Annotated in this window: 14 protein-coding genes; 1 reads left to right on the top strand and 13 read right to left on the bottom strand. The window is 69.1% G+C overall.

What is annotated here, in order from left to right; all coding sequences use genetic code 11:
- Positions 1-8: 8 nt before the first annotated feature.
- A complete protein-coding gene (locus VFV67_RS24865; protein ID WP_326473099.1) occupies positions 9-1,016 on the bottom strand; it encodes a PA containing protein in 1,008 nt (335 codons plus the stop codon).
- Positions 1,017-1,223: 207 nt separating this feature from the next.
- On the opposite strand from VFV67_RS24865, the gene VFV67_RS24860 reads away from it, so the two are divergent.
- Positions 1,224-2,336 carry an adenosine deaminase gene (locus VFV67_RS24860; protein ID WP_414636343.1) on the top strand — a complete coding sequence of 371 codons (1,113 nt, stop codon included), beginning with the start codon at positions 1,224-1,226 and terminating at the stop codon, positions 2,334-2,336.
- A gap of 187 nt (positions 2,337-2,523) precedes the next feature.
- Here the strand turns inward: VFV67_RS24860 and VFV67_RS24855 are convergent, their stop codons facing one another.
- From VFV67_RS24855 to VFV67_RS24800, 12 genes are all read right to left on the bottom strand, one after another.
- A complete protein-coding gene (locus tag VFV67_RS24855; RefSeq protein WP_326473047.1) occupies positions 2,524-3,831 on the bottom strand; it encodes a primosomal protein in 1,308 nt (435 codons plus the stop codon).
- Positions 3,832-3,895: 64 nt separating this feature from the next.
- On the bottom strand, positions 3,896-4,375 hold the full coding sequence (locus VFV67_RS24850) for a hypothetical protein (RefSeq protein WP_326473046.1): 480 nt from the start codon (positions 4,373-4,375) through the stop codon (positions 3,896-3,898).
- Entirely contained in the window at positions 4,372-4,776 is a 405-nt protein-coding gene (locus tag VFV67_RS24845) for a YbaB/EbfC family nucleoid-associated protein (RefSeq protein WP_326473045.1), read from the bottom strand. The genes VFV67_RS24850 and VFV67_RS24845 overlap by 4 nt, the downstream gene beginning before the upstream one ends.
- Positions 4,777-4,799: 23 nt before the next feature.
- Entirely contained in the window at positions 4,800-5,984 is a 1,185-nt protein-coding gene (locus VFV67_RS24840; RefSeq protein WP_326473044.1) for a C40 family peptidase, read from the bottom strand.
- A gap of 34 nt (positions 5,985-6,018) precedes the next feature.
- Positions 6,019-6,351 carry a hypothetical protein gene (locus VFV67_RS24835; RefSeq protein ID WP_326473043.1) on the bottom strand — a complete coding sequence of 111 codons (333 nt, stop codon included), beginning with the start codon at positions 6,349-6,351 and terminating at the stop codon, positions 6,019-6,021.
- Positions 6,352-6,429: 78 nt separating this feature from the next.
- Positions 6,430-7,293, bottom strand: a complete 864-nt coding sequence (locus VFV67_RS24830) for an aldehyde dehydrogenase family protein (protein WP_326473042.1) — start codon at positions 7,291-7,293, stop codon at positions 6,430-6,432.
- A complete protein-coding gene (locus VFV67_RS24825; RefSeq protein ID WP_326473041.1) occupies positions 7,286-8,737 on the bottom strand; it encodes an aldehyde dehydrogenase family protein in 1,452 nt (483 codons plus the stop codon). The genes VFV67_RS24830 and VFV67_RS24825 overlap by 8 nt, the downstream gene beginning before the upstream one ends.
- 2 nt (positions 8,738-8,739) lie before the next feature.
- A complete protein-coding gene (gene deoC / locus VFV67_RS24820; protein WP_326473040.1) occupies positions 8,740-9,714 on the bottom strand; it encodes a deoxyribose-phosphate aldolase in 975 nt (324 codons plus the stop codon).
- A 148-nt stretch (positions 9,715-9,862) separates the two neighbouring features.
- The gene (locus VFV67_RS24815) at positions 9,863-10,516 is read right to left on the bottom strand and encodes a DUF1707 domain-containing protein (protein ID WP_326473039.1); all 654 of its coding nucleotides are present in this window, start codon (positions 10,514-10,516) and stop codon (positions 9,863-9,865) included.
- 37 nt (positions 10,517-10,553) lie between these two features.
- A complete protein-coding gene (locus VFV67_RS24810; RefSeq protein WP_326473038.1) occupies positions 10,554-14,399 on the bottom strand; it encodes a leucine-rich repeat domain-containing protein in 3,846 nt (1,281 codons plus the stop codon).
- Between the two features lie 4 nt (positions 14,400-14,403).
- A complete protein-coding gene (locus tag VFV67_RS24805; RefSeq protein WP_326473037.1) occupies positions 14,404-14,577 on the bottom strand; it encodes a DUF397 domain-containing protein in 174 nt (57 codons plus the stop codon).
- Positions 14,574-15,299, bottom strand: a 726-nt coding sequence (locus VFV67_RS24800; RefSeq protein ID WP_326473036.1) for a DUF5753 domain-containing protein, incomplete at its 5' end; no start/stop codon positions are given. The genes VFV67_RS24805 and VFV67_RS24800, both read right to left, overlap by 4 nt.

The following is a 15,299-nucleotide window of genomic DNA, read 5'->3' as shown; positions in this document are numbered from 1 at the left end:
TTGCCCGCTCAGGCCTCGTTCGCCGGGTCCACATCCTCGACGCCGTCCTCCGGCGCCCGGTTGTTGGTCTTGGCCTTGGTGTTGCGGCGCCGGCTCTGCCTCGGCAGCGTGGTCGGCGGGCGCAGTTGCGGGGTGCCGCCACCCATCATCAGCTCGGCGAAGGTCGCCATCGCCTCGTCCAGGTGTCCGCCGATCCGGCGCACCGAGTCCTCGTTGCTCTTCTGCACCAGCGAGGCCAGCGCGTCGCGGTCCGGGCGGTTCGCCAGCGTGCCCTCGACCTTGGTCAGCGCCTGGTCGATGTTGCCGCCCACCTCGGTGAGGGCGGCCGTGAAGCCGTCCTCGACCTTGTCCAGCCGGGTGGTCAGCTCGTCCAGCCGGCCGGTGACCTGCTCGAGCCGCTTGGCCAGCGCCTCCAGCCGCTCGGTCCCGTCGACGGTGTTCTTGGTGTCGTCCAGCGAGCCCTCCAGCGCCGTGCGGGTGTCGTCCACCTTCGCCTGCACGGTCTTGGCGGCCTCGTCGATCCGGGTGCGCAGGCCGGTCTCGGCTTGCTCGATCCGCTCGCGCACGGGGCCGTGCACCGAGCTGGGCAGCAGGTCCAGCTTGCCGTCCTGCTTGTCCAGGTGACCGTCCAGCTCGTCGAGCCGCCGGTGGATGTTGGACAGCTTGTCCTCGAGGCCGTCCATCCGGCCGGCGACGCCCTCGAACCGGCCGGCCACCCCGTCCAGCCGGCCGTCGAGCTGGGCGAACGGCGAGGCGAGCTTGTCCACGATGGCCTCGACCGCGCGGCTGAGCGCGGCGATCGCGCCGTCCTGGGCGTCGAGCTTGGCGAGCGCGGCGTCCAGCCGCTCGCCGAGTGCGTTGGACTCGGCGCGATCGGGCATCTCGGAGAGCCGCTTGCGGACCGAGCCGATGGACTCGAGCGGCGAGAGCCGGGCGTGGATCTCGTCGAGGGCGTCGAAGATCTGCTGTTGTTCACTCTCACGGATCTCGGCCGCGCGCACGAGCATGTTGCGCATCCGGTCGAACGACACCGTGTTGTTGTTGTTCTCGTTCACGGAGCTGGCCTTCGTCCTGGGGAGGAGGAGAATCGACGCAGGGGAGCCTAGCCACTGCCAGAACGCATCCATACGCCACCCGTTAGTTCGCCGCTGGGCCGCGCGCCACCATACGTGACCGGTTGATTACCCGATCAGGCCATACCGGCTGCCGAGTACCGTTGGCCCATGCTGCCGACGAAGCCCGCCCCGGTGACCCCGGAAGCCGTCCGATCTGCGCCTAAGGTGTTACTGCACGATCACTTGGACGGGGGTCTGCGCCCACAGACAGTGATCGAATTGGCTGAGGCGAGCGGCTATCGCGACCTTCCCACCACCGACGTCTCCGCGCTCGGCGCGTGGTTCCGCGAGTCCGCCGACTCCGGTTCCCTGGTCCGCTACCTCGAGACGTTCGCGCACACCGTCGGCGTCATGCAGACCACCGACGCGCTGGTCCGGGTCGCGGCCGAGTGCGCGGAGGACCTGGCCGCCGACGGTGTGGTCTACGCCGAGGTGCGCTACGCCCCGGAGCTGTGCAGCGAGCAGGGCCTGCGGCTGGACGGGATCGTCGAGGCCGTGCAGGAGGGCTTCCGGCTCGGCATGGCCCGCGCGGCCGAGACCGGGCGGATCATCCGGATCGGCACGCTGCTGTGCGCGATGCGGCAGAACGCCCGCTCGCTGGAGATCGCCGAGCTGGCGGTGCGCTACCGCGACTCCGGCGTCGTCGGCTTCGACATCGCCGGGCCGGAGGCGGGCTTCCCGCCCACCCGCAACCTCGACGCGTTCGAGTACCTCCGGCAGCAGAACGCCCACTTCACCATCCACGCCGGCGAGGCCTTCGGTCTTCCCTCCATCTGGGAGGCCCTGCAGCACTGCGGCGCCGAACGCCTCGGCCACGGCGTCCGCATCGTCGACGACATCAAGGCCGACGAGGACGGCGGCATCCAGTTGGGCCGCCTGGCCAGCTACGTCCGCGACCGCCGCATTCCGCTGGAGATGTGCCCCACGTCCAACCTGCAGACCGGCGCCGCGACCTCGATCGAGAACCACCCGATCGGCCTGCTCACCAAGCTCCGCTTCCGGGTCACCGTGAACACGGACAACCGCCTGATGAGCGGCTGCACGGTGTCCAGCGAAATGTCCCGTCTGGTCGACGCGTTCGGCTACACCTGGGCCGACCTCCGCTGGTTCACCATCAACGCGATGAAGTCCGCCTTCATCGGCTTCGACGAACGCCTGAACATCATCAACACCGTGATCAAGCCCGGCTACGCAACCCTGATGAACGAACCCATTCCCTGATCCCGCCCACCCCCACCCACCCGCTCCGGCTCCCCAACACGCGCGAGTCCCCGACCCCAGCCCGGCGAGTCTGCGGTGCGGTGAGTCCCCGGCTCCGGTCTGGCGAGTTCCCGGTTGCGGTGCGGCGAGTTGTCGTTTCCAGACACGTGAGTGTCCGAGTTGCCGTTTCCAGCGTGAGGTCGGGTGGCTAGTGGGAGCGGAGGCGGTCTTCGAAGGCGCGGAGGAGGGACTGCCAGGCCTTGATCTCGGCATCGAAGGGCGGGCTGGGGGCCAGGCGAGTGGGGTCGGGGCGGAGGATGAAGGACACCAGCCAGCCCAGGGTTTCCGACTGGGACAGGGCGGCGGCGACGGACTCGTCCTCGGCCCACTCGGCGGCGTCGGTGAGCAGTTCGATGGCCAGGTCCAGCTGCACCGGATCGACCGTGTCCGGGCCGCCGGCCAGGTCGTCGGCCAGGCCCTGCAGAACGTAGGTGTTGTCCTGCTCGACGGTGACGTCGAGGCTGCCGTCGGTTGCGCGGGTGGACACCTCGTCCCATGTGGACACCTCGGCGAGGTCGTTGTCCTCCGTGGGGGTGGCCAGGTACTTGGCCAGGGCGCGCGGTGATGGGAACACGTCGATCTGGCCCTCGGAGCCGAGGAAGATCGGCTCGTCGTCGAGGTAGCACCGAAGGGTGTAGTAGTCCGAGCTTTCGGTGACGATGCGGATCGGGTCGATGCCGACCTCGGCCCAGAAGCTGAGCGGCGCCTCCTCCTCTTCGTCTTCCTCCTCGTCCTCCTCTTCTTCCTCGTCGGCGTCCTCGTCCTCCTCCTCGTCCTCTTCGGACTCGGTGGCGTCCTCTTCGGACTCGTCGATGTCCTCGGCGCCGAGGACGATTTCCGACTCCTCGGACTCGGCCTTGAACGCGGCCAGCTCATCGGTGGTCTGGTCGAGGGTGGCGGCGTCCACCTCGGGGACGGCGACGACCACGTCGAGGGCGTCGAGAACCTCGTCCCAGCGCTCGGAGATCTTCTCGGCGAGATCGGTCCAGAGCCGCTCGCCCTCCCGGCCGGTGAACGGATACGTGCCCTGGGCGAGCATCTGGAAACCGTCCGAGGAGTCCAGGATCTCGTGCACGACCTCCAGCTCGCAGACCTCGGCCAGGGACCGCACGATGGCCACGATGTCGGCCAGTTCGCCGACGGTCCACGTGTCCGGCTCCTCGGCGACCAGCTCGGGCACGCCGACCAGGTCGTACTGGTGCGCCTCGTCCGGCAGCAGCTCGGCGACGGACAGACCGGGCACCACCGACCAGGCCGGGTGATCGACCAGGTCGTGCTCCTCGACCGTGCGCACGAAGGCGGCCAGGTGGGCCGCATCCGGGAAGGCGTAGAGATCGTCCTCGTGACCGAGGAACGCCTCCCACTCCTCGCCGTCCTCTCGCCAGCGCGGGGCCCACAGTGTGACGAGATCGCCCTGGGGCAGCCCGAGCTCGATCGGAACTATGTCCTGAGCCATTGGAGGTCCTCCTGGTGAGCGCACCAAACGTCGGAAGCCTACGGGGTGCTGATGAGCAATGGGATCACCGGTCGGAGCGAAGGGTCGACGGGTCGAATGACAGCGGGTCATCGGGGTCGTCATCCTCGGGCAACGGGTCCGGCGGCGCCGGATCCGTTGCCGGAGTTGCCGCTCGCGGCGCGCTGTCCCAGCCGGCCGCGCGGGCCGGTGACCACCCGATCAGCTCCTCCAACTCGGCCGTGGCGTTGTCGCCCAACACCAGGGCCACCTCGTTGAAGCAGCGCTGCCGGGCGAACTCGGTCGCCTGGTACACCGCCTCGATCACCATCCGGCCCAGTTCCTGCCCGCCCATCGACATCGCGGCCGGGTGCAGCACCAGCCCGTACAGCTCGCCGCTGGCGTTGGTGGTGGCCTGCACCAGCCGGCGCTGGTCCATGCCGATCCCGGTGGTGCCGGCGATGATCCGGGGCAGCCGGGCGGCCGCCGCCCGGCGCTGCTCGGCCTGCGCGAGCAGCTCGTCGACCGGTGGCTCGGGTGTGCTCACCGGGTTCTCCGGATCACGTCCGCCCAGTCGACGTACTCGTCGGCGGCGGTGCCCGGGGTCAGGCCCAGCGCGGCCAGGCTCGCCGTCACCTCGGGGGAGACCACCGTGCTCAGGGCCTGGTGCAGCCGGCCGCTGGCGTTGCGGGTCGCCTGCCGGGCCACCGCGACGATCTCGGCGGCCAGCTCCTCCGGCTTCATGGTGAACGCCGAGCCCTGGATGTCCAGCTCCACCAGCCGCCCACCGGGCTGCACGGTCGCCGTCACGGCGCCGCTGCGCGAGGACGCCCGCCCGGTGACCGGGCCACGCCGGGCGATGTGCGCGGTCACCCGCGCGCCGGTCTCCCTGATCTTCTGGTCGGCGCGCCGGATCTCGGCGTCGAGGTGGTCCTGATACCCGCTCATCGATTCATGAAGTTACCCGGAAATCAGCCGGTCGGCCGGTAGAAGCCCAGGAACGGCATCCCGATGTTGGAGGTGCGGATCGGGTTGACCTGGACCGGATCGCCGGCCTCGATCATCTGTCCGTTGCCGACCACCATGGCCACGTGCCCGTTCCAGACCACCAGGTCGCCGGGCGCGAGTTGGCCGGGGTCCACCGAGGCGCCCACGGCCTGAGCCGAGGAGTGCCGCGGGATCTCCAGCCCGGCGTTGCCGTAGGCCCACGAGGTCAGCCCGCTGCAGTCGGTGCCGGACGGCGGATTGGACGCGCCCCACACGTACGGGGTGCCCAGCGCGGACATCGCGTTGCGCACCGCCTGCGCCGCGATCTCGTTGGGCGCCTCGGCGGAGCTGCCGTCCGGCAGGTTCACGCCGACGCCGGTGCCGGGCTGGATCGGGATCGCCTGCGGCAGCCGCGGGCCGACCGCGGTGCCGCCGCCACCTCCGCCGCCGAAGCCGCCACCGCCGCCGCCGGCGGCAAAACCGCCACCGCCGCCGGCACCGGAGCCGCCGCCACCGGTCGCGGCCCCCGGGGGCGGCTGGGTGGCGACCCCGCCGTTGCCGGAGGGGTCGGCGAACGAAGGGGTGGTGATGCCGTCGACGGACGGCCCGAGTTGCCCGCCGAGCCCGCCGAGCGTGCCGACGTCGACGGTGGTCAGGTTGGCCAGTTGGCCGACCAGCGGGGTGAGCTGGTCGCGGACCCGTTGTAGCGCCTCGCCGGTTCGGGTGCTGTACTCGTCGGCCATCGTGCGCACGCTGGCGTAGGCCTGCATGGCCCGGCCGCTGTCGCCGTTGGCCGCCGCGGCCGCCGCGGCCTCGAGTACCGGGGTGGCCCGGCCGACGAACTCGGTGATCAGGTTGTCGATCGTGGTCCGCCCGCTGGTGACCGCCTCGGTGGCGGTGCTGGCCACCGTGCCGGCGGCGGTGCTGTTGCCGGCCAGTGCGGTCATCGCGTTCTTGACCTTGGCGACCTGCTCCTGGAACAGCCCGGCCTGCTGGCCGTACCAGCCGCCGAGCGCGGTGCGGACCAAGGCGTCGTGGTCGCCGTCGAACCCGGTGAGCGCGGTGCTGGCCCGGCGCAACGAGTCGGCCGCGGTGCTGCCGCTGCCGGTGTCCCCGTCCAGCTTGGCCCGGTGGTCGCGCATCGGGCGAGTGAAGGTCTCGATACTCACGGCGCCTCCGCGGGAGAAAGTGCGTCGGCGCGGCTCATGACTGGCCCGCCTGGTTGATCTGGGCAGCGGCCTCGACGTCCTCCTGCTGGTACCCGGTGAGCCCCTTGCTCACCGAGTGGGAGAGCGCGGCGATGCCGTTGGCCACCGCGGTGACCCCGTCGAGTTGGGCCTGGGCGGCGGTCCGGAACGCGCCGGAAAGGCCGACCTCGGCACCGAGCTTGCCGAACACGTCCTCGGGCAACGCGTTGACGCCGTTCAGCGTCGTGCTGCCGACCGAGCGCACGTCGCCCGCCAGCCGGTCGGCCCCGGTGCTGTAACCCAGCAGCGCCTGCTCGTCGACTTCGACGCGATTTCCCTCGCCCGCCATCGCCCTCTCCCCATGCCGTGCCCAGCGCTGGTGTCAGATTGCCCTATGACGGGCGCGCCGCGGGGGAAGTTCCCCCGATCAGACGCCCATCGGATGCCAAACGGTCTTGTTCTCGAGGAATGCCCGCAGCCGGGACACGTCGGGCTGCCGGGTCCAGTCCGGCTCGCCGCTCGGCGCGCGCAGCACCCGCTTGACCGTGCCGGCGGCGGCGCGTTCCAGGTCGGTGCGCAGCGCCTCCGGTGCGCCGGCCAGGTCGAGCGCGTTGACGTCGGCGTGCGAGGCCAGCCACGGGGCCAGTTCCGCGGTGCGGCCGGTCAGGATGTTCACCACCCCGCCGGGTACGTCCGAGGTGGCCAGCACCTCGGACAGGGTGATCGCCGGCAGCGGGCGGTCCTGGCTGGTCACCACGACCGCCGTGTTGCCGGTGGCGATCACCGGAGCCAGCACGCTGACCAGCCCGAGTAGCGCGGAGGACTGTGGGGCGAGAACGCCGACCACGCCGGTGGGCTCCGGGACGGAGAAGGAGAAGTACGGTCCGGCCACCGGGTTCGCCGCGCCGAGCACGGTGGCGACCTTGTCCGCCCAGCCGGCGTACCAGACCCAGCGGTCCACCGCCGCGTCCACAATGGACTGAGCGCGCTTGGCGCCGCCCTCGCTGGCCGCCACCTCGGCGATGAACTGCTCGCGGCGGCCCTCCAGCAGCTCGGCCACCCGGTAGAGCACCTGACCCCGGTTGTACGCGGTGGCGCCGGACCAGCCGGGGAACGCCTTGCGGGCGGCGGCGACCGCGTCCCGAACGTCCTTTCTGGACGCCAGCGAGGCGTTGGCCAGGAAGCCGTTCTTGTTGTCCCGCACCGGATAGGACCGGCCGGACTCGGAGCGGGGGAACGCGCCGCCGATGTAGAGCTTGTAGGTCTTGGCGACCGACAACCGATCAGACATCGAGGTATGCCTCCAGCCCGGTGCGGCCGCCCTCACGACCGAAGCCCGATTCCTGATAGCCGCCGAACGGGGCGGTGGGGTCGAAGCGGTTGAACGTGTTGGCCCAGACCACGCCGGCGCGCAGCCGCTGGGCCATCCACAGGATCCGGGAGCCCTTGTCGGTCCAGATTCCGGCGGACAGGCCGTAGGGGGTGTTGTTCGCCTTGGCCACCGCCTCGTCCGGGGTGCGGAAGGTGAGCACCGACAGGACCGGGCCGAAGATCTCCTCCCGGGCGATCCGCATGGCCTGGCTGACCCCGGCGAATACCGTCGGAGCGAAGAAGAAACCCTTGTCCGGCAACGGACACGGGCTGGTCCACCGGCTGGCGCCCTCCTCCTCGCCGGACGACACCAGCTCGCGGATCTTGGCCAGCTGCTCCTTCGAGTTGATGGCGCCGACGTCGGTGTTCTTGTCCAGCGGGTCGCCGAGCCGCAGCGTGGACACCCGGGCGTGCAGCTTGTCCAGCAACTCGTCGGCCACCGACTCCTGGACCAGCAGCCGGGATCCGGCGCAGCACACGTGCCCCTGGTTGAAGAAGATCCCGTTCACGATGCCCTCGACCGCCTGGTCCAGCGGGGCGTCCTCGAACACCACGTTGGCCGCCTTGCCACCCAGCTCGAGGGTGAGCTTCTTGCCGCTGCCGGCAAGGGATCGCTGGATCAGCTTGCCGACCTCGGTTGAGCCGGTGAACGCGACCTTGTTGACGCCGGAGTGGTTGACCAGCTCGGCGCCCACGTCGCCGGCCCCGGGCAGGATGTTGACCACTCCCGGCGGCAGCTCGGCCTGCTGGATGATCTCGGCCAGCACCAGCGCGGTCAGGGGGGTGGTCTCGGCCGGCTTGAGCACCACGGTGTTGCCGCAGGCCAGCGCCGGGGCGATCTTCCAGGCCGCCATCAGCAGCGGGAAGTTCCACGGGATCACCTGGCCGGCGACGCCAAGAGGCTTCGGAGTCCGGTCTGTGCTTGTCGAAAGGCCGGCGTACTCCAGCTTGTCCGCCCAGCCGGCGTGGTAGAAGAAGTGCGCGGCGGCGAGCGGGACGTCCACGTCCCGCGACTCCCTGATCGGCTTGCCGTTGTCCAGGCTTTCCAGCACGGCCAGCTCGCGGCCCCGCTCCTGGAGCATGCGGGCGATCCGGTAGATGTACTTAGCCCGCTCGGCGCCGGGCATCTTGCCCCAGACCCGGTCGTAGGCCCGGCGAGCCGCCTGGACCGCCTTGTCCACATCGGACGGTGCGGCGGTGGAGACCTCGGCGAGCACCTCCTCGGTGGCCGGGTTGATGGTCTTGAGCGGCTCGCCCGCGCCGTCGACGAACTGGCCGTCGACGAACATCCGGTAGTTGGGCTTGAGGTTGGCGATGTCCCGGGACTCCGGAGCGGGGGCGTACTCCCAGGTTGGGGTGCTCATGATCAGTCCACCGTCACATAGTCCGGGCCGCTGTAGTGGCCCTCGAGTTGGGTGCGCCGCTGCATCAGCAGGTCGTTGAGCAGGCTGGACGCCCCGATGCGGAACAGGTTGGGGGACAGCCACTGCGGCCCGGCCACCTCGTGCACGGCGACCAGGTAGCGGATGGCGTCCTTGGTGTTGCGGATCCCGCCGGCCGGCTTGACCCCGCGCAACTCGCCGGTGGCGGTGTGCCAGTCGCGCACGGCCTGCAGCATCACATGGGTGACCGGGAGCGTGGCGGCCGGGGACACCTTCCCGGTCGAGGTCTTGATGAAGTCGCCGCCGGCCAGCAGTGCCAGCCAGGACGCGCGGCGCACGTTGTCGTAGGTGACCAGTTCGCCGGTCTCCAGGATCACCTTGAGGTGGGTCTCGCCGCAGGCCGCCTTGATCGCCCTGATCTCGTCGAACACCTGCCCGTACCGGCCGGAGAGGAAGGCGCCCCGGTCGATCACCATGTCGATCTCGGTGGCGCCGGCCTCGACCGCCGACTCGGTGTCGGCGACCTTGACCGCAAGGCTGGCCCGCCCGGACGGGAACGCGGTCGCCACGCTGGCGATGTTGATCTGGGTGCCCCGCAGCGCGTCGACCGCGGTCGGCACCAGGTCGGGGTACACGCAGATGGCGGCGACCTGGGGCACATCGGGCCGCTCCGGGTCCGGGCGGCGGGCCTTGGCGCACAGCGAGCGGACCTTGCCGACGGTGTCCGCGCCCTCCAGCGTGGTCAGATCGATCATGGTGATCGCCGTGTCGATCGCCCACAGCTTGCTGGCTTTCTTGATGCTGCGGGTGGCCAGGCCGGCCGCGCGCTGCTCGGCGCCGACCTGGTCGACCCCGGGCAGGCCGTGCAGGAACCGGCGCAGCGCGGTCTCGTCCCGGGTGGCGTCGGCCAGGGCGGCTGGTAACCCCTGGTCCGACCGGGTGATGGAGGGAACTGCCATGGCGCAGAGTCTAGGCCGCCGCGGGGGGTGTGCCGTGCCGACCGGTCCGTGACCGGATCGCGACCAAGGCGCTGACCTGCGGGTTTGTGTGCCCGAGTCGGCAACTCGGGGTACCGGAGCTGGGGACTCGCCGAGTGGTGGTCGGGCGTCAGGACTCGAGTTGGGGGCGGTCGTCCTGCTGGTGGAGCTTCTTCTTGGCCTTCTTCGGCTTGGCCCGGTGCACGTCCACGCCGCCCCAGAAGCCGAACCCGGTGACCTTCACGACCGGGCACCCGGGCGGGCCGGTCACGTGCGCGCGGTCCTCGAACCCGCCCATGAAGCCCACGCCGGTCACGATGACCGTGATGTCCTCCGGAACGACGATCTCGACCCCGCCCATGATCGCGAAGGCCTGGATGGTGGTCTCGGCGTCCTCGAACTTGGCGTCGGTGAGGTCGATCTGGACGCCGCCCATCATGGCGAACGCGGTGAACGTCGGCGGCACGGTCCAGGGCCCCCCGCGAATGGAGCCCGACATGATCGCGACTGCGGCGGACGACGTGCCCCGGCCGCCCACCCGGTTGCGGTGCATGGGCAGCGAGCCGGTTCGGGTGGCGGCGGCCGGCACCGGCAGATCCCGGGTGATCGGCACCAGATCCCCCATGGTCTTGGCGGCGTAGACCTTGTCGAGCCGTTCCTCCAACTCGTCGACCGTCAGCCGCCCCTCGGCCATCGCGTCGTGCAGGATCTTCGCGATCCGCTCCCGGTCCGCGTTCGAGGCACGCATCTCGTGCGGTTCGGGAACAGCAGGCAGGTCACTCACACCGGCGAGGGTAGCGCGCGTCACCTGATCAGGTGAGTCACCCCGACTGTCGATACTGCGCGAGGTGGTCCCGGCACAAATACAACGTCAACCCCTCCGGTGTCAGCGTCCGGGACAGCCCGCCCCACGTCTCCTCCGGATCCAGCTTGGTCAACATCGCCCGCAGCGCCCGGAAGTCGGCATCGGTGTCGGCGTGCGCCTCCGGCAGCGGGACGGCGCCGCCGCGCACCTCCTGTTGGTACCGCAGGTCGGCCTGCAGTTGGCTGGCCAGTTCCTTCATCAGGTCGCAGTCCGCCTTGAGCTGCTGGTCGAGCGTGCCTACGGCAACCCCGAGCACCGGCCCGGCCAACGGCGCGGCGTGCTTGAGCACGATGATCAGGTTCCGCAGGTACGGGCCGAGCTTGCGAAACCACTCCGCCGGCTGCGTCACCGGGTAGACCCCGGCCGGCTCGGGCAGCCGATGCCACGCTCCCGGCTCCTCGCAGTACAGATGGATCTCGTACGCCGACCCGGCTATCCGCCGCCGATCCGCCGGAACCACGGCGAACACGCTGGGACACCGCGCCTCGACCTGGCTCTGCGCCAGCCGTTGCAGCCGCAGGAACATCCGCTGTATGTAGTCGCTCTGCTGGCCCATCGACTCGCCGAGCCGGTTCACGGTGTCGGTGAGCTGGTCGATCGCGGCCTGGGTACTCCGCTCGGACGGAGCGAGCCCGAGGAGCAACTGCGGGATCTGGACCAACTCCCCGGAACGGTGACATTCGATGTCGTAGCGCGGCACCGCCCGGGCCAACCGTGCCTGCAGGTTCTCGTAGTCGTACAGCTCCGGACACGAGTCCTCGCACGGGCAGGGCACCTGGCGGGTGATGTCCAGACCGGGAAACCGTTGCAGGGTCACGTTGAGGCCGTCGTCGAGAACGCTGAAGAACCCGGCCGGCGTCGGCCCCCGGACGGTCAGCTCGACCGCGTTGCGATGCCGGTCGGCGCTCACCAGCGCCAGGTGCCGGCCGTCCGGATGGGCGAGCAGCGCCCCGGTGCGCCAGTGGACGTTGCGGCTGAACCGGTGCGACCGGGCGATGAACCAGGTCGGGATGCCGGGCGGCATGGTGTTGAGCCGGTAGATGACCCTGATCTCCCGGGTGTCCTCCCGCCGCCGCAGCGCTTCCCATTCGGCCTGGTAGTTCGGCGGGTTCCACTGCAACCGCTCGACCACCAGGCTGACGTCTCCCGAGCGTGTTCCTTCCACCCGGTAGGACAGGTCGTACTTCTCCATCATCCCGAGGAAGTGCTGCCGGACCCCGTGGTCGAGGTCCGCCCACAGTTCGTTCAGGTGGTCCCGGGTCAGCACCCCATGCCGCTCCGCCACCTCGGGGCTGTCCAACACCTTGCTGATGTAGTCGTTCACCCAGGCCGGCCGAAGCACCACGATGTGATCCAACTCGGGATCGTCGGGGTAGTAGAGGAGGTCGCCCAACTCGTGCATCGCTTTCGCGATGTAGCGCTGCTGCCGGGAATCCGGCACCCGGTTCCGGGACATGACCTGCCACATTCGGTCCGGGCTGATGTGGTCTGCCTTGGTAAGTCGCAGCGCGATCGCGGCTCGTTGCCAGCTTCGCGGCCATTCGGAGCCCATCAGCGGCAGCCGCGCCGCGTGGTCGGTCAGCAAGGTGCGCAGCCCGTCAATGCCGTCCCCGGTCGCGCTGTCCACCTCGACGCTGGCGACGATCATCGGGTACTGCTGGCGCAGGTCGGCGATCGGAAGATCCACCGGTCGGCCGTGGATGTGGGTGGCCACCAGGACGACCGGCGAATCGGGCGCCCGGGCCTTGATGATGTCCAGCCAGTAGTGGAGTTTGCCCTGCTCCCAGCCAAGGCGGGAGTTCCACAGCAGCACGAACAGCGACCGGTCGGTGAGGAAGAACTGGTGGGTGGCGTGGTAGATCTGCTGCCCGCCGAAGTCCCAGGCGTGCAACGACATCCCTACGTGGCGTTCATAGGGATGATCGAGAACCAAATCGCTGATCATCAGGCCGTGCGTGGACGGCTCGTGCGGATTGTGCCGGCGGCGAGCCAGCGCCTTCACCAGCGAGGTCTTTCCTACCCCGCCCTCGCCAACGACCAGCAGCTTCGACACCCACAGCCTGATGCTGCCCGCCTTCCTGGCCCGCAGGAATGCCAGCACGGCTTCGGTTCCCGCGGCGGTGATCTCCGGCGGCGGGGAGACGAACGGGTTTCCGGCCACGGACAGATCGGTCAGCCCGGGCATCTCGACCAGCCAGTTCGGCAGTTCGACGAGGTTGTTGCTGGCCAGCAGCAACGTGGTGAGATTGGTGAGTTGGGCGAGGCTGTCGGGCAGCGCGCGCAGTTGGTTGTTGTCGAGACTCAACTCGACAAGGCCGCTGAGCTGGCCGAACCCGTTCGGGAATTTCGTCAGCTGGTTCTGGCCGGCGCGCAGGCTGGCCAGTTGGGTCATCCCGATGATCTCGTCCGGGAGCGCCCGCAGCCGATTGCCGAAGACATGCAACGCCCTGAGGTTGGTCAGTGCGCCGATGCTGGCCGGAAGTTCGGTCAGCTGGTTGTGGTGCAAGAACAGTCGATTCAGACCGGTCAACCGGCCGATCTCGTTCGGAAGGCTGGTCAGCCGGTTCTCGCCCAGGTCGAGCCAGCGGAGTCTGGTGAGGTTGCCGATCCAGCCCGGAAGCTCGGTCAGCTCGTTGCCACTCAGGAAGAGTGTCTGGAGGCCGGTGAGTTGGCCGATCCAGTCCGGCAGGCTTCCAAGCTGGCAGTCGGAGAGGTTGAGGAACGCGAGCCTGGTGAGTTTCGCGAGTTGGTCGTCGAGGGCTCGGAGCGGATTGTCGTGCAACGAAAGCACGATGAGGTCGGTGAGGTCGCCAAGCCAGGTTGGTAGTTCGGTCAGGGCATTGTCGTCCAGGCGCAGCGATGCCAGCCGGGTCAGGTTGCGTAACCAGTCCGGAAGCTCGGCCAGTCCGCAGTCGACGAGGCCGAGAGCGGTGATCTTGGTGAGGTTGCCGAGCCAGTCCGGCAACCCGGTGAGCTGGTTGTTGGACAGAAATAGGATGTCGAGGTGGGTGAGCCTGCCGAGCCATTCCGGCAGTTCGGTGAGATTGTTACTGCTGGCGTACAGCCTGGTCAGATCGGTCAGGTCGCCGATCCAGTCGGGCAGCGCGTCAAGTTGGCAGGCGTTGATGTCCAACGACCTCAGGCCACGCAGTTCGGCGAGCCAGCCGGGGAGACCATCAAGTTGGTTATCGCCGAGGTGCAGGTCGACCAACCCGGTCATTTGGCGGATCGCGCCGGATACCTCCGTGAACTGGTTTGCGGAGAGCCACAGCGTGTCGAGGTTCACCAGGTCAGGCAGCCAGTCAGGCAGCTCGGTGAGTTGGTTGGTTTCGAGCCGGAGAGTCCGGAGACGGGTCAGGCGCGCCAGCCAGTCCGGCAGTTCGGTGACTCCGCATTCATTGAGATTGAGACTGGTGAGTTCGGTCAGATTGCCGACCCAGTCTGGCACCGACGTCAATCGGTTGTTGCCGATCCAAAGACCGGTGAGGTTGGTGAGCCTGGCCAGACTGTCCGGGAGCCGGCTGAGCTTGTTGTCATCGATACCGAGCTTCACCAGCTGGGTCAGATCGCCCATCTGTGGCGGCAACCGGGTCAGCTCGTTGCTGAACAAGGAGAGCTTCTCGAGTTCGGTGAGGTTGCACAGCCAATCTGGTAATTCGACAAGGTAGTTGCCGGCCAGGTTGAGTTCGGTGAGGTGGGTCAGATCGGCGAGTTCGGGCGGCAGCGCGGTGAGGCAGAGGTCCCTGAGGTCCAGGGAAGTGCTGTCGCCGAGTTGTTCGATGCGGCGCAGGGCCTCGTGCACCGGGTTAGTGAAGCACGGTGAGGAATGCGGTCCAGGAGGTGGGCGGGAAGGTAAGGGTCGAGCCCGGGGCGTTCTTGGAATCGCGCACCGCCACCGTCGGGGCGGTGACAGCGACCTCGACGCAGTTGCTCGTGGTGCCGCTGCGACTGCTCTTGCGCCAGATGGGTGGGGTGTTCATTCGGTGCTCCTCGATTCGCTCTCCACGCTGGCAATGAGCCGACGGGACTCGTCCGGTGCCAGGGCCACGGCAACCAGTTGGCGCACGGCAAGTTTAGTGGACCGGACATGGGGCTCCTCGCTGAGGAAAGCGGCGACCTCCCGTGATTCCAGATGAACCACGCTCCGTCCGTCGCTGAGGTCCAGGACGATGAGGGGGCCGTGCAGGCCGGGAGTGGCGCCTGCGCTGAACGGGAGTACCTGGACGGTGATGTTGGGCCGCTGGGAGCAGGCCACCAGGTGTTGCAGCTGACGCTGCATCACGCCGGGTTCGCCGACGGAACGGCGCAACACCATCTCGTCGAGAATGGCGTGCAGTTTTGGTGCGCCACGTCTGGTCAGGAGGGCCTGCCGGGCCATGCGTGCAGCCACCAGCGCGTTGACCGCGGATTCCGGCAGTGCGGGATCTATGCCGCGCATCGCTGCCGTGGCATATTCGGCGGTCTGTAGGAGGCCGGGCACCAACTGCGGCTCGAAGTTGACGATGGCGGTGGCGTCGGCCTCCAAGGCCATGAGATCCCGCCATTCGGTGGGAAGGTCGGCGGGCTTGAGTTGCCACCAATTGGGTTCGGCGCCATTGCGGACGAGGTCGAGGAGTTCCTCGCGGCGTTTGGTTGGCACGCGGTAGAGGCCGAGGAGGGCGGCGACGTCGTCGGGGTAGAGGCCGCGGTCGCCGGTCTCCAT

It is taken from the genome of Actinophytocola sp. (assembly GCF_035762905.1).
GTDB lineage: Bacteria > Actinomycetota > Actinomycetes > Mycobacteriales > Pseudonocardiaceae > DASYTH01.
This window is presented reverse-complemented; position numbering and strand designations above follow the sequence as displayed.

Excerpts from the sequence above, each read along its gene's own strand:
- VFV67_RS24845 (WP_326473045.1), bottom strand. The coding sequence starts at position 4,776 with ATGAGCGGGTATCAGGACCACCTCGACGCCGAGATCCGGCGCGCCGAC.
- VFV67_RS24805 (WP_326473037.1), bottom strand. The coding sequence starts at position 14,577 with ATGAACACCCCACCCATCTGGCGCAAGAGCAGTCGCAGCGGCACCACG.
- VFV67_RS24835 (WP_326473043.1), bottom strand. The coding sequence starts at position 6,351 with ATGGCGGGCGAGGGAAATCGCGTCGAAGTCGACGAGCAGGCGCTGCTG.
- VFV67_RS24830 (WP_326473042.1), bottom strand. The coding sequence starts at position 7,293 with ATGTCTGATCGGTTGTCGGTCGCCAAGACCTACAAGCTCTACATCGGC.
- VFV67_RS24865 (WP_326473099.1), bottom strand. The coding sequence starts at position 1,016 with ATGCGCAACATGCTCGTGCGCGCGGCCGAGATCCGTGAGAGTGAACAA.
- VFV67_RS24855 (WP_326473047.1), bottom strand. The coding sequence starts at position 3,831 with ATGGCTCAGGACATAGTTCCGATCGAGCTCGGGCTGCCCCAGGGCGAT.
- VFV67_RS24825 (WP_326473041.1), bottom strand. The coding sequence starts at position 8,737 with ATGAGCACCCCAACCTGGGAGTACGCCCCCGCTCCGGAGTCCCGGGAC.
- deoC (WP_326473040.1), bottom strand. The coding sequence starts at position 9,714 with ATGGCAGTTCCCTCCATCACCCGGTCGGACCAGGGGTTACCAGCCGCC.
- VFV67_RS24860 (WP_414636343.1), top strand. The coding sequence starts at position 1,224 with ATGCTGCCGACGAAGCCCGCCCCGGTGACCCCGGAAGCCGTCCGATCT.